Below are 25,737 nucleotides of genomic sequence, written 5' to 3' on the forward strand. Positions count from 1 at the left end.
ATGCCAAATCTTCAAAAAAATGAAAAAACCATATAAATCCATGTTTCTAAGAATTGCATCTAGGCCTTTTGGTCTAGTTGCATTCTTTTTTTTAACTGCCACAACTTATGCCCAAACAGTACATAGAGCAGATGATTTTGTAGCAAAATTCCAAACCATGCTACATATACACCACAAAAACACTCCTTACAATGCTAAATTCACAGCTGCCAAAAACGGACTAATAGAATTAGGGGTACGTCAATTACGAAGAGGCTTTAACGTTGGTTTAAATCCGGCTCCAGGAAGTTGGGGAGAAACGGTTATAAACAGGCATCTTGACCTTTACCAAAATGCAGGGATTAGGTATCAATTTGCAGTGCTAGGAGATATTACCAATACAGCCAACGCAGCTGCTTCCCTTGAGTTTTATACCACACACTTTCCAGAAGATGCGATTGCAAGATTTGAAGGTAGAAACGAAGTCCATTGGAAACCGGGAGGTGATGGAACTCCAGAAAAAGCCGACAGGGATAATGCGGTTAACTACCAAATTGCTTGGAGAGATGCCATACGTAACCATCCGAATCCTGACATAGCTAATAAAAAAATTGTGGGTTTTTCTACGGTCGCTTCCTGGCTGTTTGTTAGCTCTAACGATGATCGTTATAAATTGGCCTGCGATTGGGTTAATGTCCATGATTATCCAAAAGGGTATACCCCAGAGGGGCAATATGCCCGTGCGGCCAATCACTTGAACCGAGCTGATATAGGTGATAAAGAATGGATATTTACCGAAGCAGCGTATGGCAGTCGTTACGATTGTTATCCTAATTCATTCAATGTCGATAAAACTACACAGGCCAAGTATGAGTTGCGTTTTCTAGCAGAGCAATTTAAGGGGGGGCGTCCTGTAATCAGTAGGTCGGTATTCATGGACAAAGTAGTCGGTGACTGTACGGATAGTAACGACGGGAAATTTCAGCATCTGGGTTATATGTGGGGTGATGGAGAGAAAAAACCAGTTTTTTATGCAGTAAAGAATCTTTTTTCCATGCTCAATGAGTCTATTCGTAGTGGAAGCAATTGGAGCAGGCCTGCTTTTAATCCAACACCATTACCATTTACAGTGGATAAGCCAGATATTCGCCATGTCACTTTACAGAAAGCTTCGCAAGTATATTACATCTTAGTATGGAAAGAAGAAGCAAGTTGGGATTTTAACAATAATCAGCCTATTGCCCCCTCTTCCACGGGTGTAACCTTTGATTTTGATGAGGACATGTATGAAGTAAAAGCTTTTCAGCCGTTTAACGAAACTGATCCTACGGCAGGGAGTCACCTTATGAAAACACAGCATAATACCAGAAGCGTTTACCTAAACGTAAAAGATAACCTCATTGTACTTCAGGTGCGTAAATTAAGTTCGCATGAGCCTCAGTCGGTTGGAACTGTTGATACGCTTTCTGTGGAAGTAGATGGAATGGTTGAAATACCAACATCAATTTATATTCCATTTTATTCTAAAGAAAATGTAATATTCACTTCCAACAACCCAGAAATAGCAACGGTAGATGAAAACGGTCTGGTTACGGGAATCTCCAGCGGAACGGCCATTATTGAAGTGGCTTCCCAGTTTAACCCAGAAGCGGTAAGTACCGTTGAGGTAACTGTTGAAGGCGGATTGAGCCTTGGCGATTGCGAATTCGAAATCAGTGATTTTGTGGGAGCTACGGAAATCGTTGCCATCAACGAGGTGACCTACAGAAGTTTTGAAAGAAACAAAGGTACTTACGTTATCGGGATAGCGGCTGGAATTCGTACCGACGGACAGGCGGGCGCTTGGGAAATCCACAGCGACTGTAGCGTAAAAACGATCAGAAGAACTGGACAGGGCGATAACACAACTTTATTGCCGGATGTAAAAGGTGTTGAAAAATACCGTGGATGGAACTATGTTCCGACATCCATCAGTGAGGACGGACAGTTTATCTACGCAACGGCCATCAACCAGAACGGGTTTACCCACAAACGCGGATGGACGGTAGAAGCCGGCACGGAAGTGGAAGTTCGTTTCCAATTGGGCGGTGCTTTCTACGGAAGGATCTTTGGCATCAGCAGCGAAATACTTTGCGACGACCTGAATGTGGAGACTTTTGCGGGCAACTATTTTGTTACCGGTTGCAACGATGGTAGCGAAACATTCAGCACGCAGAGCGCAAGCAGCAACGAAACGCTTTATCAAGTGTACCCGAATCCTGTGAACAACAGTTTCAGCTTGAAAGGAGCTTCAGAGGCATCAGATTTAAATTTGCAGATTTTTGATCTTTCCGGAAATTTAGTTATGTCCACAATAGCAAACACAAGCCAAGCGATAGACGTCTCTAGATTAATTCCTGGAGTTTACTTGGTGAAAATCTATCAGGATGGCGAAGAGATTGTGCAAACAAAATTAGTTAAGAAGTAATTGCTTTTAACATAGATATAATTATAATGAAAAAAGTAGTTCAACATAAAAATGGAAAAACAGATCTGTCTTTTGCAAGGTTTCTTGCAAAGGCAGGTGCTGTTCTTTGTATGTGCTTGGTTGCAAATGCAACACAGGCACAAGAGGTTATAAAGTGTAACGATTTCTTGAATAACGTTGGAGTTAGCGGAGCCAATAACTGGAATAATTTCAGTAATGCAGATGTTGCCTTCTTTTATGGAAAAGCTAGGGATATGGGCGCCCGATTCTTTAGAACGGGTGAATGGTTAGGAGTGGATCCAGCGCCGTACGGACTCAAGGTTACTTTTTCTTCGGGGAAAGACAAAACCTTTAGAGATTTAACTACGCTGCAATCTAGCGTGAATAAGGCAAAACAGTACGGTAATTCTTTGGCGGTTATTGAAGGGCCTAACGAACCAGATCCAAATACAGACAAGGATGAAATTCGAGCATGGCAAGAGGCTTTGTGGAACAACGTTAAAGCAGATGCTTCATTAAACGGTGTTAAAGTTTCTGGACCAGCGATGGCGCATGCTTTTGGTTTTACAAAGTTAGGAACGCTAGACCAATGGTCGGATTATGCTAATTGTCACCCTTACACTTGGCCACAATCAGAACTTCAGCCAAGACTAAACGAATGGTTAAGTTATTCTGAACAGGCGCATCCTAATCAAATCAAGATGGCGACCGAGATGGGGACACCTAATAAAATTAGTGAAGGTGGCGTTTCTCCCGAAGCAGATGCCATTTACATTACCCGTAGCTATTTGTATTTGTACAAATTAGGGTTTAGGTACATTGCTAATTTTCGTTTTGCGGATGACGATCCTAATTTTGAAGGTGGACGTACATGGGGAATGATTGATGAAAATCTTAATGAAACCCCGCAGTTTACATCATTAAAGAATCTTCTTGAACTTATAGACGACAACAGTAGTAACTTCCAGGTACAAAACCTTAACTATACCTTAAGTGGAAATGGGGCAAGTGATTTGGAACAAATGGTTATGCAACATAGCGATGGAAGATACTTTTTAATTCTTTGGCAACCCGTAGATAGTTTTGATGACGCTACGGGGAATCTAACAAATCCAGGACTAAAGAATATTACTGTTAATCTCAATCAGCAAGTGGCACAGATTAGAACCTTTAAGCCTAGTGACCCTTCCAATTTAAATAATGGAACCAATGTGCTGAAAAGCGAATCGAATACGAATACTATTGATGTAAAGGTTAATGATCACATTCTTGTAGTGGAAATTACTCCAAACACGGCACCTGGGTCTTTTCCTGATCCGAATAAGTGGTACACAATTCATAATAGAGATAGCGAACTTTATATGCATACGGTTGATTGCGGTGAAACTGAAGATACCCCAGTAGATCTACATTCCGGGACAGGGCATTGCAGTCAGTGGCGCTTTACAAATATCAATGGTACATGGGTTATTACCAACCGAAGAAGTGGGCAAAACTTGCGAAATGATGGTGATATTTCCCAAATAACTAGTGACGTAACCGTGGCTGAAACGACGGCGGGGAATGGAGACAGAACAAGATTTCTGGTAGTTCCATCACCTGTTCAAGGTTTTTACAATATTCAGCACAATGCCAGTGGATTGTACTTAAGGAATAATAGGTGTAACAATCCCGGCAGCACAGCACCAGACGTTGTGGAGTTTATAAATACCGATGGTGAGTGTGCACAATGGAAGTTTACAGAAGTTTTTGATGTTTCCAGTGCAACTGCCAGCACCAGCACTATGCAGACACAAAGTCTACAAACTCAAGAGGAGCCTGTTTATCAGGTGTTTCCAAATCCAGTAAATAACAGTTTTAGTTTGAAAGGAGCTTCGGAGGCATCAGATTTAAATTTGAAGCTTTTTGATCTTTCCGGAAATTTAGTGATGTCTACAATAGCAAACACGAGCCAATCGATAGACGTCTCTAGATTGATTCCTGGAGTTTACTTGGTTAAAGTTTATCAAGATGGCGAAGAGATTGTTCAAACCAAACTTGTTAAAAAATAATAATACCAAATCTTTAGAAAAATGAAAAAACCATATAAATCCATGTTTCTAAGAATTGCATCCGGGCTGTTTGGCCTGGTTGCAATCTTTTTTACATCCGCAACTACTAATGCACAAACAGTATACAGAGCAGATGATTTTGTAGCTAGATTCCAAACCATGCTGCATATACATCACGAAAACACCCCATATAATACAAAATTTACAGAGGCTAAAAACGGTTTAATTGAATTAGGGGTGCGTCAATTACGAAGGGGTTTTAACGTTGGTTTAAACCCAGCTCCAGGAAGTTGGGATGAAACGGTTATAAATCGTCATCTTGACCTTTATCAAAATGCAGGTATTAGGTATCAATTTGCAGTGGTAGGGGATATTACCAATACAGCCAACGCAGCGTCTTCCCTAGAATTTTATACCACACACTTTCCAGAAGATGCGATTGCAAGATTTGAAGGTAGAAACGAAGTCCATTGGAAACCGGGAGGTAACGGAACTCCAGAAAAAACCGACAGAGATAATGCGGTTAACTACCAAATAGCATGGCGGGATGCGATTCGTAATCATCCAAACTCCGCTATTGCCAACAAAAAGATTGTTGGTTTTTCTACGGTAGCTTCATGGCGATTTGTAAGCTCGGATGATGACCGTTACAAATGGGCGTGCGACTGGGTGAATGTTCATGATTATCCCAATGGATATACTCCGGAAGGTAATTATGATCGAGCTGTTGATCACTTGAATCAAGCAGGAATTGGCTCCAAGGAATGGATATTTACAGAAGCCGCTTATGGAAACCGCTTCGATTGCTATCCTGGTACTTTTAACGTAGATAAGGAAACACAAGCCAAATACGAATTGCGCTTTTTGGCGGAGCAGTTTAAAGGAGAACGCCCTGTAATTAGCAGATCGGTGTTTATGGATAAAATAGACGGACCTTGTCAAACTTCCAACAGTGATGGTAAATTCCAACATTTAGGGTATATGTGGGGTAATGGAGGAAAGAAGCCCGTGTTTTACGCGGTTAAAAACTTGTTTTCTCTGCTAAATGAATCTACAAGAACCGGCAGTAACTGGAGCAAACCTTCTTTTACTCCGTCGCCACTTTCTTTCACGGTAGATAAATCCAACATTCAATATGTTACTTTGCAGAAAGCTTCTCAAGTGTACTATATTTTAGTTTGGAAAGATGAAGCCAGTTGGGACTTTAGTGCAAATCAACCAATAACGCCTTCAAATACAGGTGTTACTTTCGATTTTGGTCAGAATATTTATGAAATAAAAGCGCTTCAACCCTTTAATGAAGCTGATCCTGATGGCGGAAGTTATCATATGAAAACGCAGCACAATACGAGCAGTGTTTACTTGAATGTGAAAGATAATTTAATTGTTCTTCAAGTGCGTAAATTAAGCTCCCATGACCCAAATATTATTGGGACTCATGGTGAATTAGCTGCTAATAATCAGTCAATAAATTCTTTTTCAGTAGACAACCAACAAATAACTAGTTCAGAAAGTACTTATTCAATTTCGCCAAATCCAGTAGGGAGTAGTTTTACTGTATCTGGACCAAAAGCGGGTACTAAGCTAACTGTAGAGGTATTCAATTTGTCAGGAAACTTATTGCTTTCCGAAGAAACTAAAATGGGAGATGCAATCAATGCAAGTCGGTTAATACCGGGTGTTTATTTGGTGAAAATCTATCAGAATGGCGAAGAAATTGCACAAACCAAACTTGTTAAAAAATAAAACGAACCAAAACATGAAAATTTACAAAACCACCAATTTTTTGTTATGGATACTACTCTTGGGAACGTCTTTTATGGCATTTTCCCAAGATAGGAACCCTGGAATAAATACTATTTACCCAGAAGCCGCTTTTGCATCTTTTGATGCTGATGGCAATCGTATAGAAGGAAGTGGGCGGGTTATTGATGTAACTCGGCCACCTTTTAATGCAACGGGGGATGGTATTACAGATGATACCGAAGCCCTTAACGATGCATATACTTTTTTAGCAGAAACATTACAGGAAACGAGTTGGCGGGATGGCAATTCTTCATCTTATATTATTTATTTTCCAGAAGGTACCTACTTGGTGAGCAATACCATTCTTCACAGATTGGATCAAATTTTTTACCCAGGCAACGGTAGGGAAGATACAGAAGGGATTACTTGGGTTCGTTTTGTTGGCCAGAACAGGGAAAATACGATTATAAAGTTGAAAGATAACTCTCCTGGCTTTGAAGCAGGAGCTGATAAAGAAGTAATTTCTTTTCAAAAGGAAAATGTAGGCGATAGAGAAGGAAATAATATTCCCGCTGCTAGTCAGTTGAGTAATTTAACAATTAATATAGGAAGTGGAAACCCTGGAGCCATAGGTGCTTCTTATATTAGTGCAAATACCGGACAAATAAGTAATATCAAAATAATTTCTGAAGATGGTCAAGGTACAGTTGGACTGAGTCTTCCTTTTTTTTCAGTACAAGGATATTACAGGGATATTGTAATAGAAGGATTTGATTATGGTATTCGATCTCTACGCGGGGAAGTAAACCCAACTTTTGAGTATGTAACACTCAAAAATCAGAATATAGCTGGAATATTGGCAAACGATGCAAGTGTAATTATAAGAAAAGCCCATAGTATCAATTCGGTTCCCTTTGCCATTATCAGTCAAGATGAAGCACATGTTATTGTTTTAGAAAGTACACTGGAAGGTGGTAATTCTGGGACTTCTGCTATCGAACTTCAAACGTCAACTTCTCAATTATTTGTAAGAAATACACAGGTTTCAGGTTATCAAGCCAGCGTTTTAAAGGAAGGAGAGCCAGTGCTCACGGGAAATATAGATGAATATGTTTCAGATAAAGCATATACACTCTTTGAAGGGTTTGAGAAAAAAACATTGAATTTGGAAGTGGCCGATTCACCAATTATTCCATGGGAACAAGATCTTACCAAATGGGCCAATGTGGACGAATTTCCAGGAGAAAATGATGTAGAACGTATTCAGAATGCATTGAACTCTGGTCTTCCAACTGTATATTTTCCCAAAGCTGAATACAAAGGAAGTGGTCAAATAACAATTCCAGCAACTGTAAAGCATATCGATTTTCTGTATTCTAGAATTTCAAGTAATGTAGAATTTGTTATTGACGAAGCTTCTGATGATATGTTATACCTCGAGCATACCAATATCAACCGATCTACTTTATTGCAAACTCAGCCGAGACCTACATTAATTCGAAATGCAAGTTTTGATTCATATAGCTATACATCTAGCGCACCGTCCCAACTTTTCTTGGAAAGTTCAGGTAGTTTTGGTGATACCGAAGATTTTTGCCCTCCTTCCATGAAAGTGTGGGGAAGAAGTATTAATAATGAGATAAAGTTAACTTCATGTTTTAAAGTTCGTGGAGGATCCTTATGGGTAATGGGCTATAAAACCGAAGGGGAACAAAGTAGCTTTGATGTGGCTCAAGGGGGAAATGCAGAGATTTTTGGAGGTTTAAGAAACGAAACCAATAAACCTATAGAATATCCTTTTGTATTGAATGAAAATTCAAATGTTTCTTTTATGGGATACAATTTTTTAGGCGGAGAGGGAGATCCAATTATTACTGAAATTCAAGACGGACTTAAACAAGATTTATTAAAGTCTGAATTGCCTTCAAGAGGGGGAAGATCTGTTGTTGTACCTTTATATATTGGTAAAGTAGGAGCAACTGTACCACGTTGTTTGGTGCCAACTACCAAAGATGCGCAAACCAGGCTTAATTCAGCTACAATTAACTGGGAAACTAGAAATCCATCAGCCGATGGCTATGAAGTAAGATACCGAAAATTAGGGATTGATATCTGGGAAACAATCACAGAGATTACAGACACAACTACTACAATTGAAAGTTTGGAAAAAGCGACCAATTACGAGTGGGAAGTGCGTACCAACTGTGGTGATGAGTTTTCTGAATGGTCTCCTGTCGCTACTTTCACGACCGATATAACAGTGAAAAAACGTACTTCGGCTATCAATGTTAATGGTATTTTAGATGAAGAAAGCTGGGGGTTGACTTTTGAGGCAAGCAAACGTTCCACTGGAGAAATCAATAATACTATGAATTTCGATTTGCAGTGGGATGCACAATATTTATATGTAGCTGCTAAAGTTTTGGATGATAACCTTTTTAATGATTCCGATAAGGTATTTCAAGACGATGCCGTTGAAATTTTTATCGATGGTGATAACAGTGATGGCTCGTTAAATGCCCCAGATAATCAAATTATTAAAGGGTATAATGATGAAACATTGTTTGTGAAAAATACTTTCAATGGTGAAATACTGCACGCTACAACCAATGTGGATGGTGGATATGTAGTAGAAATGGCTATTCCATGGAGCGGATTGGGTGTAGTACCCGGAAGTGGAATAAACATTGGTTTTGATATTGGAAACGATGACGATGATAATGGAGGGGATGATCGTGAAGGTCAACAAGTTTGGTCTGGGAGTTCAGCTAATTTCAACAATACTCAGGCTTACGGAGATATTATTTTACAAGGAGATGTAGATACAGAGGCAACATTAGCATTACACTATACTTGGGACGGAATAACAACCGATTTAATTAGGGATTTGGAAAGTAATTTTAGCGAAATCGCTTCTTTCTCTAATGATGCCGTTAAAGGCAGTAATGGCGTTGAGGTTTCTAATCCCGATGGTACGGTTGCTTCCAATGCGGCTATTGCCATACCAAACGGAAGCTTGTTGAATCAAAGTTTTGGGTTACGATCGTATTCTATTTGGTTTAAAGCGAGAAATACAAGTGCCAAACAAATTTTATTTGAAGAAGGTGGCGAAGGTGCCGGCGTAGGTTTGGAAATAGAAAATGATAGTTTGGCGGTGTCCTTTAGAAATACAGCGGCAGTAGATGGCGTAAAAACTATAAAAGTTCCGTTTACCAATGATGAAGAAATCGATTGGAACCATTTAGCAGTTACTTTCGAAAATGGAATTATTGGTGTTTACCTTAACGGAAACCTAGCGAATTCTGGAGTTGCATCTTTCGAAACGATTCCGCAGCATAACAATCCGCCTTCCTTAGGAGGGATTCGCGATGATCAATCGGCTACGACTGGAAGCTCTCTTTACTTGGACGGATTCTTAGATGAATTTAAAGTGTTCAATGGAGTTCTTACCGCAGAACAGGTTGCTGAATTGGCCGTTCGGGAAGTAAGATTGCCTCCATCTGAATTAAGCTTATATTTTCCATGGGACGATACCACCGAAGATCAAATAGCAGGTGTAAACAGTTCTTTAGAGAATTTCGCTGCTTTCTCCGCAGATACGCCATTTGGTTCTGCAGCTATTGAATTTACGGGTAATGGTGTACTCGCAGATGGTCCTGCTGTGTCTATCGCAAATGGAAGTCTGTTAAATAGCAGCTTCGAATTTCGTTCGTATTCAATTTGGATAAAGGCCAACGATACCCAATCTTCACAGGTTATTTTTGAAGAAGGTGGCGATCAAGGCGGTGTAAGTTTTGAGCTTGCTGAAAATGGATTAACACTGCTATTTAGATATGGTGGTGGAGGAAACTTGTCAACGTTAAGTGTTCCTTATTCTAATGAAGAAAATCAGGCAGTTTGGAATCATTTGGCAGTTACTTTTGCCAGTGGAACTATAACTGCGTACATAAATGGAGAGAACGTAGGTACAAAACAAATTGGTGTTACCACTATTCCACAACACAACAATCCGCCTTCTTTGGGAGGAGTAAGGAACAATCAGAGTGCATCCAACAACGATCCTTTTTATTTTGATGGGTTTTTAGATGAATTCAAAGTTTATGAGGGAATTCTAACGGAAGAAGAAATTGCTGAATTAAGAGCGGTTCCTCAGTTGGTTGTAACGGTAGATACACTTTCCGTAGAAGTGGATGGAACGGTTGAAATACCAACACCAAACTACATTCCTTTCTATTCTCAAGAAGGTGTGGTGTTCACATCCAACAACCCAGAAATAGCAACGGTTGATGAAAACGGTCTGGTAACTGGAATTTCCAGCGGAACGGCCATTATTGAAGTGGCTTCGCAGTTTAACCCAGAGGCGGTAAGTACCGTTGAGGTAACGGTTGAAGGCGGATTGAGCCTTGGCGATTGCGAATTTGAAATCAGTGACTTTGTGGGTGCTACGGAAATCGTTGCCATCAACGAGGTAACCTACAGAAGTTTTGAAAGAAATAAAGGCACCTACGTTATCGGGATAGCGGCTGGAATCCGTACCGACGGACAAGCGGGCGCTTGGGAAATCCACAGCGACTGTAGCGTGAAAACGATCAGAAGAACTGGTCAGGGCGACAACACAACTTTATTGCCGGATGTAAAAGGTGTTGAAAAATACCGTGGCTGGAACTACGTTCCGACATCCATCAGTGAGGACGGACAGTTTATCTACGCAACGGCCATCAACCAGAACGGTTTTGCCCACAAACGCGGATGGACGGTAGAGGCCGGAACGGAAGTGGAAGTTCGTTTCCAATTGGGCGGTGCTTTCTACGGAAGGATCTTTGGCGTCAGTAGTGAAATACTTTGCGACGACCTGAATGTGGAGACCTTTGCGGGTAACTATTTTGTTACCGGTTGCAACGATGGCAGCGAAACGTTCAGCACGCAGAGCGCGAGCAGCAACGAAACGCTTTATCAGGTTTATCCAAACCCTGTAAACAACAGTTTCAGCTTGAACGGAACTTCCGAAGCAAACAACCTGAACTTACAGGTATTCGACCTTACCGGAAACTTGGTGCTTTCCACATTGGTGGGCACAAGCCAGTCCATCGATGCCACCAGATTAAATCCAGGTGTTTACTTGGTGAAAATCTATCAGGATGGCGAAGAGATTGTACAAACAAAATTGGTTAAGAAATAAATTATATAATTAAAAATTAGATTAAAACATGAAGTACACCCCCACATTTATTTTATTACTGTTGCTTATTGTCTCTTGCAAACAAGAGGAAGCAAAAAGTGAATTTTCAACGGTTCTTTACAACCAAGAAGATTGGATGGTAGAGGTAGTTACACCAAAAATTGCCAATACAATCGGACTGGAAGAAAAGGAAAGTGCTTTCCTGTCGTTTAACAATAAGATAGAGAAGGAAATTAGCGCAAGCGTTACCGGATTTATCAAAGATTACGACGGTAATAAAGTTTCAGTAGAAAAAGAAATAAATGTGGGCGGTAAGGCTTCAGAAAAAATGTTTTTCCCTTCAGAAATATTTCAGAAAAAAGGAATAAAATGGGGGGAATTATACCTTAAAACCGCTGAAAAAACGGATACACTTCGTTTTTCACTGGCCTATATCGATCCTATTGATAACGAATACGCATCCAACTTTAAATTTGGAATTGCTGGAATTCGCTACGATGAATTGGAGGAACTTCCAGAATTGTACAGTATCGCAAAACAGGTGGGTGTGCAATACGAAAGGAAATATGCTCGCTGGCATGAAATTCAACCTGATCCCAATACTTGGAAATGGGAAAAGCTCGATGGAGAATTGGCAGCTATGCACGATAAAGGGATTAAAAGGGAGTTGTTGCTTACCGGTACACCGGGATGGGCAGCTGCCGAAAATTATAAAGACAGAAAGAAAAAAAGTAATGTTCCCCCTAATTTAAAATACTGGCAAATTTATGTGGATAGCATAGCAAACCGCTATAAAGATACCATTCAATATTACGAAATATGGAACGAACCCGATTTTGGTTTTTTCATTGGAAATACGCCGGAATATCTTGGCGTTTTAGAAACTGCTTACAAAACAATTAAAAAAGTTGACCCAAATTTAAAAGTGCTTTCCGGAGGTTTTGCTTCTACGTATCCGCGTCCTCAATTTTTTCAAGAGCGTGGCGATCTTCATAGGGATGCAATTCGTTTGGGACAGGAGTATTTTGATATTCATGCCGTACACATTCACGGCCTTTTCGATTCTTTTAAACATCAAGTGGAAGGAAATCTAAAGGAGATTCGTGATCAGTTAAACACTCCGAAACCGCTGTGGTTTAATGAAACGGCTATGCACAGTACTTTTATTGGTGAAAAAGAACAAGGAAAAGTATTGTTTAAAAAAATGACATTTGCCATGTCCCGCGATGCTATGGGATATTGCTGGTTTAGTTTGAAGAACAACGATGCTTATCCAAAAGACCATCACGAGGCAAATTACGGAATGGTTACTGCGAATAATAACCCAAAAGCAGTATACGCGGTATACAACCAAATGGTGCACCGTATGCATACCTTGGAATATAACAAGGATGTTGATTTAGGGGAAGGTTTTGAAGCCTATTTGTTTAAAGGAAAAGACGAATATCAATTAAATGCTTGGAAAGAAGAACCAGCCCTTACCGATCAATTGGCTCGTTTCAAGGTTTCTGAAAATACAGAAGTAATTGTGGAAGACCTTATGGGAAATGCCAAAAAGTATAACACTGAAAATGGTATCGCCACAGTTCCTATTACTTCTGACGGAAGTTTTATTCGATTCAAAAATGCAACAGAAGCTCCGGAAGTCTTACCGGCAAAACTATTCTTCAAAAAAGGGTTACTGGTTACAAAAGACGCTTCCGTTGAAATTCCGACTGGAAATATTGAGAAAAATGAGGACTTGACGTTTACGGTTTCTTCGGAAGGAAGATCGTTAACAACTCAAAAATTAGATAACGGAAATCTTCTGGTGAGTGTTCCAAAAGAAGCTAAAAAGCTTAGTATGCAGGTTGAAGGAAAGGAATTAGATGAAGAAATGACCATTCCGCTTACGTATCCGCTTTTTGCTTCAAATAAAATGGAAGAAAGCAATCCAACAATTGTATTGGATCAGTACGGGGATGTTAAAAATAAATATGAACATGACCCAAATACATCCCACCTTACGTGGAAAGGAGCCGAAGATTTGAGCGCGAAAGCTTGGTTGGGTGTTGAAGGTGATAATTTAATCTTAAACTATACGGTTACAGATGATGCCCATGTACAAAAAGACACCGGAATCCTTCAGTATAAAGGGGACGGTATTCAGTTTGCTATAACAACCAGACAAATGATGAATTATTGGGAAATTGGCTATGCGCTAACCGAAGAAGGAAAAGTAGATGTTACGGCATGGAGTGCACCTTCTGGTTTTTCATTGGACGCCATTGAAAACATACAGCTATCTGTAAAACGGGAGGGCAATAAAACCATTTATACCTCTAAAATTCCATTAAAAGAATTCGGACTGGAAAATATTCAAGAAAACGGATTTCTTTTCAGTTTTGTGGTAAACGATAACGATGGTGAAAAGCGTGAAGGTTGGTTACAGCTTTCCGAAGGATTGGCCGGTTCAAAAGATCCGAATAATTTTAAATATGTAGTATTTCAGTAGATAAAAAATATGAGAATTCGTTTTTATACAATTGCAATAATTATAGCACTCGGTTTCATCGGGTGTAAGAAAGAGAAGAAGGTAGCCGAGGTTTCAGAAGAGAAAGCACCCAATGTAATTTATCTGTTTGCAGATGATTTGAATGACGTTGTTTTAGGAGGCCACCCCCAAGTTAAGAGTCCGAATATAGATAAGTTGATCGCTTCGGGAACCAGTTTTACTAATGCACATACCAACGCGCCCCTTTGCGCGCCATGTAGAGCTAGTGTGCTAACGGGACTTCTACCCAGTACCACGGGTTATTTTGGTGGTGCTCAATACGATTTTAAAGAGAATCCGAATTTAAAAAATGCCATCACTTTTATGGAACATTTCCGTGAGAATGGCTACAAAGTGATGGGAACAGGAAAGATTTTCCATCATAAACATCAAGATACTACCGTTTGGGTTGATAAAAATGGTGATTATCTACATGGTTACGACGCCAGTTTTGGTCCGTTTCCATGGGACGGAAAAGGATTACCAAACAATAAAAAAGGTTGGGGAGTAAAACACCCAAGTTTCCCGACCTTGGACACCGATGTTTTACCAACTTCTTTGGCAGATGTTCCTAATTACGAACCTGATCCAAAAAATGATATTCCTGGAGGAAAAGGATGGCGTTTGTATTATCAAGATTTTAAATACAACAGCGAGGACGATCGGGATTTAATGCCGGATGAATTGAGTACGAAATGGGTAAAAGAGCAGTTGGGTAAAAAGCACGACAAGCCGTTTTTGCTTTGTGTTGGATTCAATAGACCGCATGCACCATACATTGCTCCTAAAAAATACTTCGATATGTTCCCGTTGGAAGATATTAAAATAGCCGAAACAGTCGAAAACGATACTGCCGATTGTGCTGAAATTCTGGTGAAAAAAGCAGACTATGGAACTGGAGCGCATGGTTATGACAATTATAATGCGATTAAAAATTTAGGGCCAGATGGTTTGAAGAAATGGACGCAAGCTTATTTGGCCTGTGTAGCATTTGTAGACGATCAAGTGGGGCAAATTATCGCTGCTTTGGAAAAAAGCGATTATGCAGACAATACAATTATTTTCTTTTCCAGCGATCATGGTTACCACATGGGAGAGAAAAAATGGTTGTTTAAAAATACCTTGTGGGGTAAGGCCACTCGAATTCCGTTTGTGTTTTCAGGACCGGGTATAGAAAAAGCAAAAACGACTAATATTCCTGTTTCATTGGTAGATTTTTATCCTACTATTTTAGAATTATGTGGAATAGAAGGCAATCCGAATGCTGACACCAACCAATTAGCATTGGACGGCAGAAGTTTATCGTCAATTTTAAAAGGAAATGATCATTCTAAGGAAGAAGAACAATACGCTGTTTCTTATGTGTCTTCAAAAACGAATGCAGGAGGAGAAGGCGATGTTACTTCATACAGAGATCAGCATACCGCGATTATTTCTAAAACACACAGATATATTAGAACCTATAACGGAGAAGAAGAATTGTATAATATTCAAGAAGATCCGAACGAAATAAACAATCTAGCAAACGATAAAAATTCAATATCAGTTTTAGAAAAAATGAGGAAGGTTTACGAAAACATAGAGTAAAGCAATTCTTACTTTTCCAGTATGCTGAAAAAATTTTCAGGTAAACTCTAAAGCTCCATTTCAGAATACTATTGAAATTTGTTTTTTTAAAAACTCCTTATCCCCAGAATAGTAATCAAAAGCTCCGAGAGCAGGAGCGTAGGCACGGAGCGACGCGGAGTTTTGATTACGTTTTTTCGACTTTATGGTTGAAAAAATTCCTCGGATAAGGCGCCGTTTTCTTTGTTTCGTTTCTTTTGGGCGAGCAAAAGAAATGAAAGGAGACTCTATGAATCGATAAATATCATATTTATCAACGTAATGATATACTAGACCAATTTGAAATTTTATCAAAAACATTAAATAATAATTATGATCCTTAAACCTTTTACTGAAGTTTATAAACAAATTAAAACAGTCTCATTTTTAATTATTTGCTTAAGTTTTGCAACTATGCAAGCACAAGTGCTCTCCTTTAAGGAGGGCACTTTTACTACACCGAAATGGGCTCTGGGACAGCCCATTTATGAAGCTGATATAACTCGGGTAACTCCTGAAGGTACCTTTAAGGCTTTTGAAAAGCAATTGCCAAGATTGAAGGAATTGGGTGTGGGGATTATTTGGTTAATGCCTATTCATCAACGAGGGTCATTTAGGATTAAACCTGAAATTATAGATAGTTTGGGAGGAGCTCCTATTCCTGTTCCCAAAAAATACAGAATAAAAGGAAAACCAACTAGTCCGTATAACATTCACGATCACTATTCCATTAATCCGAATTACGGAACGAAAAAAGATTTGAAGTCCTTAGTCGATAAAGCACATTCACTGGGGATGTACATTATTTTGGATTGGGTGATTAACCATACCTCCTGGGATCATGTTTTAATTGATGAGCATCCAGAGTTTTACAAGAGAAATGAAAAAGGTTATGTAATGTACGTAGATCCGTGGCAGGATATCGCACAACTCGATCATGATAAGCCAGAAACAAGGGAATACATGATAAACATGACAAAATATTGGGTTGAGGAATTCGATTTGGATGGTTTCCGTACCGATGTTGCCGATCGTGTTCCCGCTGTTTTTTGGAATGATTTAAGGGAAGAATTGAATAAAATTAAACCGGTATTTTTATTGGCAGAAGGTTTTGAGCCCATTAACCACCCATCTCACGACGCTTCTTACGATTGGTTTTTATCCACCGCTTTCTGGTCGGTTAAAGAAGGTAAAAGAAATGTAGAAGTTTTAGATGGCGTATTGGCTCGAGAACAAGCCATGTATCCTGAAGGATTTTTAAAAATGCGTCATGCCACCAACCATGATACACAAAGTAGTGGTTTTGGATGGCCAGGTTATGCTAAGTATTGCGATAAGGTGTTCGACTTCGAATATTTTGATGATGTGCCTTTGGGTAAGAAATTTGGCAAGGGCTTAAAAGGGTTTATGGTGCTAGCTACTACACTTCCAAATAGTGTGCCCATGCTGTGGAACGGACAAGAACAAGGGATTTTGCAACGAACACCAGGCACAATACAATGGGAAAACAACGAATGGACCTCTTTTTACACGAAATTGCTTCAGATATACAGAGAACAACCGTTGCTAATTCATGGAGATTATCAACGTGTAAATACTGTGAAACACGATCCAAAGGTTTTCAGTTTTATTCGTTCAAAAGAAAATGAAACTATTTTGGTGGTTGTAAATATTTCCGAAGAAAATAGAACCGTTGCTTTTGATGAAGAAAAAATTAACTTCAGTGAAGAAGTTATAAATTTGTTTACTGAAGAAGTTGAAAAATTGGATTATTCCGAATTGAAATTAGATGCGTGGGATTTTAAAATTTATAAATTGCAATAATAATGTTTTTAGATTTAGCATATATTAGTAAACTATTTTTTATCTCTTTAATAGGAAGCAAGGATTAGATGAAACTTGGAAGAAATAAAATACTTATTTTTAAAATTTTAACTGTTTTGTTATCAGTGGTATTTATCATATTTGTTGAATACTGCTTACGATGGTTCGAATATGGAAATGATTATTCCCTATTCACATCAGTAAAGGAACAGCCTGGTTTCATAAGGATGAATCCGAAAATTTCCGAAAAATATTTTTCCTCCAAAGAGAACGCAAGAACTGGATTTCATGAAGTTTTTAAAGAAAAAAAAGAGGGTAATACCTTTCGGATTTTTGTTTTAGGAGCTTCCACAGGAGTGGGGTACCCTTATATTAATAACGGGTCTTTTCATAGGTGGTTGCAATTTGCACTCAATGAAACTTATACTTCTAAGCAAATTGAAATTATAAACTTATCTATTACCGCTGTGAATAGTTATACGCTTAGGGACTTTTCTGAAAAAATCTTACCATACCAACCAGATGCCGTTTTAATTTATGCGGGGCATAATGAGTACTATGGAACTTTGGGAGTAGGTTCAGTAAATTCATTAAGCGGACATCCTCGTTTGGCGTATTTTGTTTTAAATTTAAGAGAACTTAGAAGTTTTCAGCTTTTATTTAATGGGTATGTTTCTTTGAGAGAAATGCTACAAGGGAAACAGGATTTTTCTGAAACCCTTATGAAGAGAATGGTTAAGGACCAAGAAATTCCTTTGGATTCGGAGCTATATAATGACGGTATTTATCAATTCCAATATAATTTGGACAAAATATTAGGAGTTTTTAATGAGAATAACATAGCAACTTTTATTAGTACTGTAGTGAGTAATGAAAAAGATTTGCAACCATTTATAAGTTCTAGGGAAAACAATGAGTCTTCAGCGATTGAGCATTATAAAAAAGCAAAAGAAGCGTACATAGGAAAAAATTATGGGCTTGCTAAAAAAGAATTTATTCTGGCAAAGGAGTTAGATTTATTACGTTTTAGAGCACCCGAAGCTTTCAACGAAATTATTAAAGACAAGAGTAAGGAATATGAACAAGTTACTTTAGTGGAAACCTATCGTGAATTTGAATCTTATTCTCCGCACAGCATTATTGGTAGTGAATTAATGTTAGAACATGTGCATCCAAATTTAAAGGGATATTCTATTTTGGGATACTCTTTTTATAAATCGATTTTCAATTCAAAATTGGTTTCTAATAAATATGAAAGGTTTTTAGATTATGATGTTTTATGGAATGAGATGCCAATAACAATAGTGGACTCACTACAAGGAGCTTATGAAACCATGATGTTGAAGGAAGGATGGCCGTTTTATCAACCTATTGAGGATTATCCCGATACAGAAAAGTCAGTTCCAGAAACAATTGCAGGGAAATTATCAGTGAAACAAATTTCTTGGGAGGAAGCTATGAACGACCTTTATGAACATTATTACAATAAAAGGGATTATAAAAATGCTATTAAAGTATGTCAAGCAGTAATTTTGCAATATCCGAATAATAGTGCTTTTTATTTAAAAGCAGCGGGGTTGGCGATGGACTTGAATGATGTAAACTTAGCAAGAAAATTGTTCGATAAAGCGCTACGGATTAAACCTTCCATAGAATTGGAAAAGAAGATAGCAATTAATTTTATTAAAATGGAGGCCTTTGAAGCTTCGTTAGTTTACATAGATAGGGTATTAACTAAAGATTCTTCAAACAACCTTTTTAAAAACCTTAAGACTGCTATAAATTCGATTGTTAGATATAACGGGATTCCAGCGAGTGAATTAGACATTGAGAAGAATTTAAGTATAGCTAAAAGTTTCTTGTTAATCGGGAAAAAGGAAAGTGCTGTTATTTATATCGATGAAGTCTTAAATATTCAGCCTAATAATGCTTCGGCTATTTCTTTAAAAAGTAAAATTGAACAGTAAAATGGAGTTAATTAAAGAATATTTGATGTTTATAAGAAAAAGAAAAAAATATTGGCTTGTCCCTATTTTTTTAATATTGTTCATAATAAGTTTCTTGGTTGTAGTGACTGCAAGTTCTGCTTTAGCTCCATTTATTTATTCATTGTTTTAGAATGAACAAGTCTTTCGATAAAATACAAAGAATTGAAGTTGCAATATTAATTGGAATAGGTTTGATTATATCCTTTTTTTATTCAAAGAATCAGCTTTTTTTATATCTTTCAATTGGAGTCCTATTACTGGGAATAATACTTCCCATTATTTTTCAACCGATAACTTATTTGTGGTTTAAATTGGCTGAATTATTAAGTTTACTTTTTTCCTTTATTATATTGGCAGGTTTATTTTATTTTTTAATAACACCAATAGCTTATATTAGGCGATTTCTTAAAAAAGATAACTTAATGTTATTGGCATTCAATAAAAATTATTCTTCAGCATTTAAAAGCAAAAATCATAAATATTCTTCAGAAGATTTAAAACATCCATTTTGAGTAATAGATCTGTCATACTTGGAATTTCAGCATACTATCATGATAGTGCTGCGGCCCTATTGGTAAACGGAAATCTTATCGGTGCTGTTCAGGAAGAACGATTTACTAGAGTGAAAAACGATGAGCGATTTCCAGTGAACGCCATAAAATGGTTATTAAAAGAATATGATCTAAAACAAGAGGATATTACTGCTGTAGTGTTTTATGAAAAACCTTTACTGAAGTTTGAAAGATTGTTAGAGACCTATCACGCTTTTGCACCATCAGGAATAAGTAGTTTCTTAAAGGCAATGCCGATATGGTTGAAGGATAAACTCTTCTTAAAACGAAAGATTAAAAATGAATTGGCCTCATCATGTGGTATTTTAAAACAAGAAATCTATTTCTCAGAACATCATCTTTCGCATTCGGCAAGTGCATTTTATCCATCCCCATTTAAAGAAGCCGCAGTTTTAACCATTGATGGGGTGGGAGAATGGGCTACCTGTACAATATCCAAAGGTTCAGGAAAAGATATAGTATTACTTAAGGAACAGAATTTTCCTCATTCTTTAGGTTTATTGTACGCAGCTTTCACCTATTATCTTGGATTTAAAGTCAATAATGGAGAGTATAAGGTAATGGGTTTAGCTGCATATGGAGACCCTAAAAGTGAAGTTACAAAGAGTTTTATAGATTTGATAAAAAAACACCTTGTCGATATAAAGGATGATGGATCTATAATGTTGAATATGGATTATTTTGCATTTGCTACCCATTTGGTGATGACGCATGATAAAAAATGGAAGGCATTGTTTGATTTGGAAAGAAGGGGAGAAAAAGAAGAAATACTTCAAAAGCACGCCAACTTTGCTTACGCAATACAGTCAGTAACGGAGGAAATAGTATTAAAGCTTGTAAAAACAGCTGTTACTATTACAGGAGTTCGTAATATTGTTTTGGCTGGCGGAGTTGCTTTAAATTGTGTTGTAAATGGTAAAATTAGTAGCCTTCCAGAGGTAGATAACTTATGGATCCAACCTGCTGCAGGTGATGCTGGAGGGGCAATAGGCGCCGCTTATGCTATGGAACATATATTTTTAGACAAAGAAAGAAACATAAAGGGTGTTGATGCAATGAAAGGATCATTGTTAGGGCCTGAGTTCTCCGATGATGTTGTGAAGATATGTTTGCAAAAATTTAAAAATATCGAAATAATAGAGCTTCAAGATGAGGAGCTGTTTGCAAAAGTATGCAGTGATATCTCTATCGGAGGGGTAGTCGGTTGGTTTCAAGGAAGAATGGAATTTGGTCCACGTGCTTTAGGTAATAGAAGTATTTTGGGAGACGCTTTAAATCCAGAAATGCAATCCAAAATAAATAATAAAATCAAGTTTAGAGAAAGTTTCAGACCTTTTGCGCCTGTTGTACTTGAAGAAGATGCCGAACATTATTTCAATCTAGACAAGCCTTCCCCTTATATGCTTATTGTACAAAAAGTGAAGAAAAAATTACTTGGGGAACAGCCACCTACGCTCCCATCTAAGAATATTTATACTAGGTTGAGCGAAGTTAGATCGAAAATTCCAGCTGTAACCCATGTGGATAATTCAGCCAGAATCCAAACCGTAAACAAAACACAGAATACCAAATTATATAAACTTTTAAATGAGTATAAGAAATTGACAGGCCATGGAATTTTAATTAATACAAGCTTTAACGTAAAAGACGAGCCTATAGTTTGTTCTCCTAAAGATGCTATAGATTGTTTCTTAAAAACTAACATGGATATTTTAGTGATCAATAATTTTTACATAAAAAAATAGGAAAAGTACTATTCAAGTAAGATTTACTACTTTTTTATGTGTACGTTAACACAATACTTATTTTAGACATAAATTATTTAATAAAATTTAGAAACAAAACTAACCAACCTTTTTAAAATGTACATCGTACCAACTTATCAAATTGCTGTTATTTTCACCATTATCACCATGCTATGCTGGGGGTCATGGGCAAATACCCAAAAATTGGCCAGTAAAAATTGGCGTTTCGAATTGTTTTATTGGGATTATGTAATTGGGATTGTAATTCTTTCCCTTTTATTCGCATTTACTTTAGGCAGTAATGGTGAAGCAGGAAGAAGCTTTTTAATGGATGTACAGCAAGCGGATAGTTCTAATCTTTTAAAGGCATTGCTTGGAGGGGTTATATTTAATCTTGCCAATATCCTTCTGGTAGCCGCTATCGCTATCGCAGGAATGTCAGTGGCTTTCCCAGTTGGAATTGGAATTGCCTTGATTTTAGGGGTGGTAGTAAATTATTTGGGCGCACCTCAAGGAGACCCTGCATTATTGTTTGGTGGTGTCTTTCTGGTAGGAGTAGCCATTGTTTTGGATGCGATGGCTTATAAAAACCATTCGGATGGGAGCAAAAAAGTAACTTCAAAAGGAATTCTCTTATCAATTATCGCAGGTATTCTTATGTCGCTTTTCTATCGCTTTGTTGCCGATTCCATGGCAGGTGATTTTGTGAATCCTGAAACTGGAAAACTTACTCCTTACACAGCAGTGGTGTTTTTTTCTATCGGAATTTTAATCAGCAATTTTTTATTCAATACCATTCTCATGAAAAAGCCTATTGAAGGGGCTCCTGTTTCCTATAAAGATTATTTTTCTGGAAACTTGAAAACCCACTCTACAGGAATTTTAGGGGGTATAATTTGGTGCGTTGGTATGTCGCTTAGTATCATCGCTGCTGGAAAAGCAGGTTACGCAATTTCCTACGGATTGGGACAAGGTGCAACGCTTGTTGGTGCACTTTGGGGCGTTTTTATTTGGAAAGAGTTTAAAAATCCAACAAAGAAAACAACCGGACTACTAAGTTTAATGTTTCTTTTCTTTCTATTGGGATTAGGACTAATAATTAAAGCCGGAGAAGCATAAAACAGTCATGAAAAACGATAAAATTGTTGTAATTGGGAGTTCAAATACCGACATGGTTATTCAAACCAAAAAAATGCCGGCTCCTGGCGAAACGGTTTTGGGCGGTACTTTTTTAATGAATGCTGGTGGCAAAGGAGCAAATCAAGCGGTGGCAGCAGCTAAATTGGAAGCTTCTGTTACTTTTGTGGGTTGCCGAGGAAATGATGTTTTCGGGCAAAAAGCCAACGATGAATTGGCTTCCGTGGGAATTGATACCACTCATTTTAGAGAAGTGGAAGAGGTTGCCTCTGGCATCGCCACAATCACAGTAGATGAAAGTGGAGAAAATTCAATTGTGGTTGCCTCTGGAGCAAACCTGCATGTTTCGAAAGAAGATATTGATACGGCTAAAAATGCAATCCAGAATGCTTCGGTAGTGCTATTGCAATTGGAAATCCCATTACCAACGGTTGTTTATGCGGCTGAAGAAGCTCATAAAATGAACAAGAAAGTAATATTGAATCCGGCACCTTTTACCGATATTCCAACAACTATTTTTCCTAACCTTTTCGCAATAACTCCCAACGAAACAGAGGCTTTTGGACTCACAAACGTAAAGGTTTCTGATGAAGCATCGGCAAAGAAAGCCGCCGAAGTCCTATTTGAAAAAGGAGTTTCCAATGTAATCATCACTATGGGCGCTCAAGGTGCTTATCTTTTCAATGAAAATGGAGGTAAACTTATCCCAACTGAAAAGGTGAAAGCGGTAGATACCACTGCGGCCGGAGATACTTTTAACGGCGCTTTTGCCTCAGCAATCGCCAAAGGGAAAACAATGGAAGAAGCGATAAAGTTTGCCAATAAAGCAGGCGCTCTTTCAGTAACAAAAATGGGTGCGCAACAATCTTGCCCAACCCTTAAAGAAGTAGAAGTATTATGAGATATTTTTTTCTATTCATACTTTTTTTGAATTTTGATTTGTACAGCCAAAATTCAGTATTAGACTTGCAAATCCTTCCAGAAGAAAAGCTATACAAAGCCAAAAAAGAACTTCAAAAGAAAGAATCTTTTTATCAATTAGCTTATAGGGAATTACAATCGATGGCAGACAGTTTGTTATCAACTGAAACACGCACTGTAATGGACAAGGATACGGTGCCTTTTAGTGGTAACAAACACGATTATTTAAGTGTGGGTCCGTATTGGTGGCCTAATCCAAAAACGTCAGACGGTTTGCCATATGTGAGGAGGGACGGCGAGAAAAACCCGGAAATTGAAAAAATTACCGACAGAAAATATCTGGACGAAATGATGCTGAAAGTAAAAGCACTTAGCTTAGCTTATTTTTATTCAGATGATGAAGTTTACGCCAAAAAGGCTGTAGAAGTTATAGAAACTTGGTTTATAAATCCTGAAACAAAAATGAATCCGCATCTAGATTACGGACAGGCGGTACCGGGCAGAGCAACGGGAAGAAGATACGGTATTATTGAAACTCGGGCGTTTGGAATCTTAATGGACTATTTTCGGCTTTTGGAACGTTCTTCACAATGGAAAAATGTAGAAAAACCTTTGAAAAATTGGTTTGCTGATTATGTTCAGTGGTTGGAATCTAGCAAAATTGGAAAACTGGAAAAAGACGAGTTTAACAACCATGGTACTTGGCATGATGTTCAAGCTGCTGGAATTTATTTATACTTGGGAGATAATGAAAAGGCATCAGAAATATTAAAATTCGGGTTATCAGAACGTTTGAATTCCCAAGTGGAAAAAGACGGTAAACAACCTCACGAATTAGCACGAACTAGAAGCTTTTCTTACTCTAGCATGAATCTATACGGATTTCTTCAACTGTACCAAATGGCAATTACTTCAGGAGTTGAAGTAGCACCATCTTCGGTAATGAAATTGAAAAATGCTTACAAATATCTACAACCTTATTTTAATGATATGAAAGCATGGAAATACCAGCAAATAATAAAATTAAATGAAAAGAATTTCAAGGTTGTTTTTTTAGCTGAAGAACTTTTTCCATCAATTGAAAAAGTAGATGTGTCTCACATAAAAAGCCCAATTCCAACGCTTAGTTTTCCATGAATATGAATTTTGCCCTAATGGAAAATAAAATTGTAAAGACTTTCTTCGGAATACTACTTTGTGTGTTCGCTGTATGTTGTACTTCAGAAACAAAAGAAAGTATTTCAGAAAAAGAAAATTTTTGGGTGTTTGTCATGGCGGGTCAATCCAATATGGCAGGGAGGGGAGAAATTGAAGCACTTGATACGATTATCAATTCCAATATCTGGGTGCTGAATGATAAAAATAGTTGGGAAAAGGCGAAAGAACCCTTGCATTATTACGAACCTAAAAAAAAGGGTTTAGATATTGGCATTTCTTTTGCAAATAAATTGCAGAAATTAGTTGGAGACTCGATCTCCATTGGTCTCGTGCCTTGCGCAGTTGGAGGGAGTTCTGTTGAGCAATGGGTAGGAGATTCCATTCATAAACAGGTAAAATTGTTTTCCAATTATAAATCAAAAGTGAAAATTGCACAACAAAAAGGAACTTTGAAAGCCATTCTGTGGCATCAAGGGGAATCTAATGCCAATGAAGAAGGTGTGAAAGACTATAAGGAAAATGTGCAAAAGCTTTTTTCTAAAATGAGAAACGTCGGTGAGAATGATACACTTCCAATAATTATGGGGGAAATCGGGAGTTTTTTAAGTGAAAAACGGTTTCAGAAATATCCAGATTCTATAAATCATCTTTTAGCTGAAATAAATAGGCAAGATGAAAATACAGAATTGGTTGAAACGAATGAACTTCCCCATAAAGGCGATTCGCTTCATTTTAACAGTGAAGCACTACGCATACTAGGAAAAAAATATGCAAATGCATACGTAAAATTGATAAACGAACAGCAAGCTAACTAATATTTAATAATATAAAT

The 25,737-nt window shown here is 37.9% G+C and carries 15 protein-coding genes; all 15 read left to right on the forward strand.

The genetic code is table 11. The features are described from left to right. Positions 1–19: 19 nt before the first annotated feature. The 15 genes from NDQ75_RS12940 (at position 20) to NDQ75_RS13005 (ending at position 25,720) form a co-directional block, all read left to right on the forward strand. On the forward strand, positions 20–2,446 hold the full coding sequence (locus NDQ75_RS12940) for a T9SS type A sorting domain-containing protein (protein ID WP_202029438.1): 2,427 nt from the start codon (positions 20–22) through the stop codon (positions 2,444–2,446). A 26-nt stretch (positions 2,447–2,472) separates the two neighbouring features. After that, complete coding sequence (locus NDQ75_RS12945) at positions 2,473–4,497, forward strand: T9SS type A sorting domain-containing protein (protein WP_202029437.1); 2,025 nt, start codon at positions 2,473–2,475, stop codon at positions 4,495–4,497. Between the two features lie 21 nt (positions 4,498–4,518). Continuing rightward, positions 4,519–6,243, forward strand: coding sequence for a T9SS type A sorting domain-containing protein (locus NDQ75_RS12950; protein ID WP_202029436.1), 1,725 nt, complete (start codon positions 4,519–4,521; stop codon positions 6,241–6,243). A 13-nt stretch (positions 6,244–6,256) separates the two neighbouring features. Then, complete coding sequence (locus NDQ75_RS12955) at positions 6,257–11,422, forward strand: LamG-like jellyroll fold domain-containing protein (protein WP_202029435.1); 5,166 nt, start codon at positions 6,257–6,259, stop codon at positions 11,420–11,422. A gap of 28 nt (positions 11,423–11,450) precedes the next feature. After that, positions 11,451–13,916 (forward strand): hypothetical protein, encoded by a 2,466-nt coding sequence (locus NDQ75_RS12960; protein ID WP_202029434.1) that lies wholly within the window; start codon positions 11,451–11,453, stop codon positions 13,914–13,916. Between the two features lie 9 nt (positions 13,917–13,925). Then, positions 13,926–15,542 carry a sulfatase gene (locus NDQ75_RS12965; protein ID WP_202029433.1) on the forward strand — a complete coding sequence of 539 codons (1,617 nt, stop codon included), beginning with the start codon at positions 13,926–13,928 and terminating at the stop codon, positions 15,540–15,542. 432 nt (positions 15,543–15,974) lie between these two features. Then, positions 15,975–17,384: an alpha-amylase family glycosyl hydrolase gene (locus NDQ75_RS12970; protein WP_202029432.1), complete on the forward strand. Its 1,410-nt coding sequence runs from the start codon at positions 15,975–15,977 to the stop codon at positions 17,382–17,384. Between the two features lie 68 nt (positions 17,385–17,452). Beyond that, positions 17,453–19,351: a tetratricopeptide repeat protein gene (locus NDQ75_RS12975; RefSeq protein WP_202029431.1), complete on the forward strand. Its 1,899-nt coding sequence runs from the start codon at positions 17,453–17,455 to the stop codon at positions 19,349–19,351. A 1-nt stretch (position 19,352) separates the two neighbouring features. Next, positions 19,353–19,502, forward strand: a complete 150-nt coding sequence (locus NDQ75_RS12980) for a SurA N-terminal domain-containing protein (protein WP_262895560.1) — start codon at positions 19,353–19,355, stop codon at positions 19,500–19,502. A 1-nt stretch (position 19,503) separates the two neighbouring features. Further along, the gene (locus NDQ75_RS15995; RefSeq protein ID WP_394368767.1) at positions 19,504–19,884 is read left to right on the forward strand and encodes an SxtJ family membrane protein; all 381 of its coding nucleotides are present in this window, start codon (positions 19,504–19,506) and stop codon (positions 19,882–19,884) included. Next, positions 19,881–21,689 (forward strand): carbamoyltransferase family protein, encoded by a 1,809-nt coding sequence (locus tag NDQ75_RS12985; RefSeq protein ID WP_202029430.1) that lies wholly within the window; start codon positions 19,881–19,883, stop codon positions 21,687–21,689. Before NDQ75_RS15995 ends, NDQ75_RS12985 begins: the two co-directional genes overlap by 4 nt. A gap of 117 nt (positions 21,690–21,806) precedes the next feature. Continuing rightward, the gene (locus NDQ75_RS12990; RefSeq protein ID WP_242513715.1) at positions 21,807–22,808 is read left to right on the forward strand and encodes a GRP family sugar transporter; all 1,002 of its coding nucleotides are present in this window, start codon (positions 21,807–21,809) and stop codon (positions 22,806–22,808) included. A gap of 7 nt (positions 22,809–22,815) precedes the next feature. Continuing rightward, positions 22,816–23,727, forward strand: coding sequence for a ribokinase (rbsK, locus tag NDQ75_RS12995; RefSeq protein ID WP_202029429.1), 912 nt, complete (start codon positions 22,816–22,818; stop codon positions 23,725–23,727). Further along, positions 23,724–24,884, forward strand: a complete 1,161-nt coding sequence (locus NDQ75_RS13000) for an alginate lyase family protein (RefSeq protein WP_202029428.1) — start codon at positions 23,724–23,726, stop codon at positions 24,882–24,884. Before rbsK ends, NDQ75_RS13000 begins: the two co-directional genes overlap by 4 nt. A 17-nt stretch (positions 24,885–24,901) precedes the next feature. Then, on the forward strand, positions 24,902–25,720 hold the full coding sequence (locus NDQ75_RS13005; protein ID WP_202029427.1) for a sialate O-acetylesterase: 819 nt from the start codon (positions 24,902–24,904) through the stop codon (positions 25,718–25,720). Positions 25,721–25,737: the final 17 nt, after the last annotated feature.

This window comes from Galbibacter mesophilus (genome assembly GCF_023721415.1).
Taxonomy (GTDB): domain Bacteria; phylum Bacteroidota; class Bacteroidia; order Flavobacteriales; family Flavobacteriaceae; genus Galbibacter; species Galbibacter mesophilus.

Excerpts from the sequence above, each read along its gene's own strand:
- NDQ75_RS12940 (WP_202029438.1), top strand. The coding sequence starts at position 20 with ATGAAAAAACCATATAAATCCATGTTTCTAAGAATTGCATCTAGGCCT.
- NDQ75_RS12945 (WP_202029437.1), top strand. The coding sequence starts at position 2,473 with ATGAAAAAAGTAGTTCAACATAAAAATGGAAAAACAGATCTGTCTTTT.
- NDQ75_RS12950 (WP_202029436.1), top strand. The coding sequence starts at position 4,519 with ATGAAAAAACCATATAAATCCATGTTTCTAAGAATTGCATCCGGGCTG.
- NDQ75_RS12955 (WP_202029435.1), top strand. The coding sequence starts at position 6,257 with ATGAAAATTTACAAAACCACCAATTTTTTGTTATGGATACTACTCTTG.
- NDQ75_RS12960 (WP_202029434.1), top strand. The coding sequence starts at position 11,451 with ATGAAGTACACCCCCACATTTATTTTATTACTGTTGCTTATTGTCTCT.
- NDQ75_RS12965 (WP_202029433.1), top strand. The coding sequence starts at position 13,926 with ATGAGAATTCGTTTTTATACAATTGCAATAATTATAGCACTCGGTTTC.
- NDQ75_RS12970 (WP_202029432.1), top strand. The coding sequence starts at position 15,975 with ATGCAAGCACAAGTGCTCTCCTTTAAGGAGGGCACTTTTACTACACCG.
- NDQ75_RS12975 (WP_202029431.1), top strand. The coding sequence starts at position 17,453 with ATGAAACTTGGAAGAAATAAAATACTTATTTTTAAAATTTTAACTGTT.
- NDQ75_RS12980 (WP_262895560.1), top strand. The coding sequence starts at position 19,353 with ATGGAGTTAATTAAAGAATATTTGATGTTTATAAGAAAAAGAAAAAAA.
- NDQ75_RS15995 (WP_394368767.1), top strand. The coding sequence starts at position 19,504 with ATGAACAAGTCTTTCGATAAAATACAAAGAATTGAAGTTGCAATATTA.
- NDQ75_RS12990 (WP_242513715.1), top strand. The coding sequence starts at position 21,807 with ATGTACATCGTACCAACTTATCAAATTGCTGTTATTTTCACCATTATC.
- rbsK (WP_202029429.1), top strand. The coding sequence starts at position 22,816 with ATGAAAAACGATAAAATTGTTGTAATTGGGAGTTCAAATACCGACATG.
- NDQ75_RS13000 (WP_202029428.1), top strand. The coding sequence starts at position 23,724 with ATGAGATATTTTTTTCTATTCATACTTTTTTTGAATTTTGATTTGTAC.
- NDQ75_RS13005 (WP_202029427.1), top strand. The coding sequence starts at position 24,902 with ATGGAAAATAAAATTGTAAAGACTTTCTTCGGAATACTACTTTGTGTG.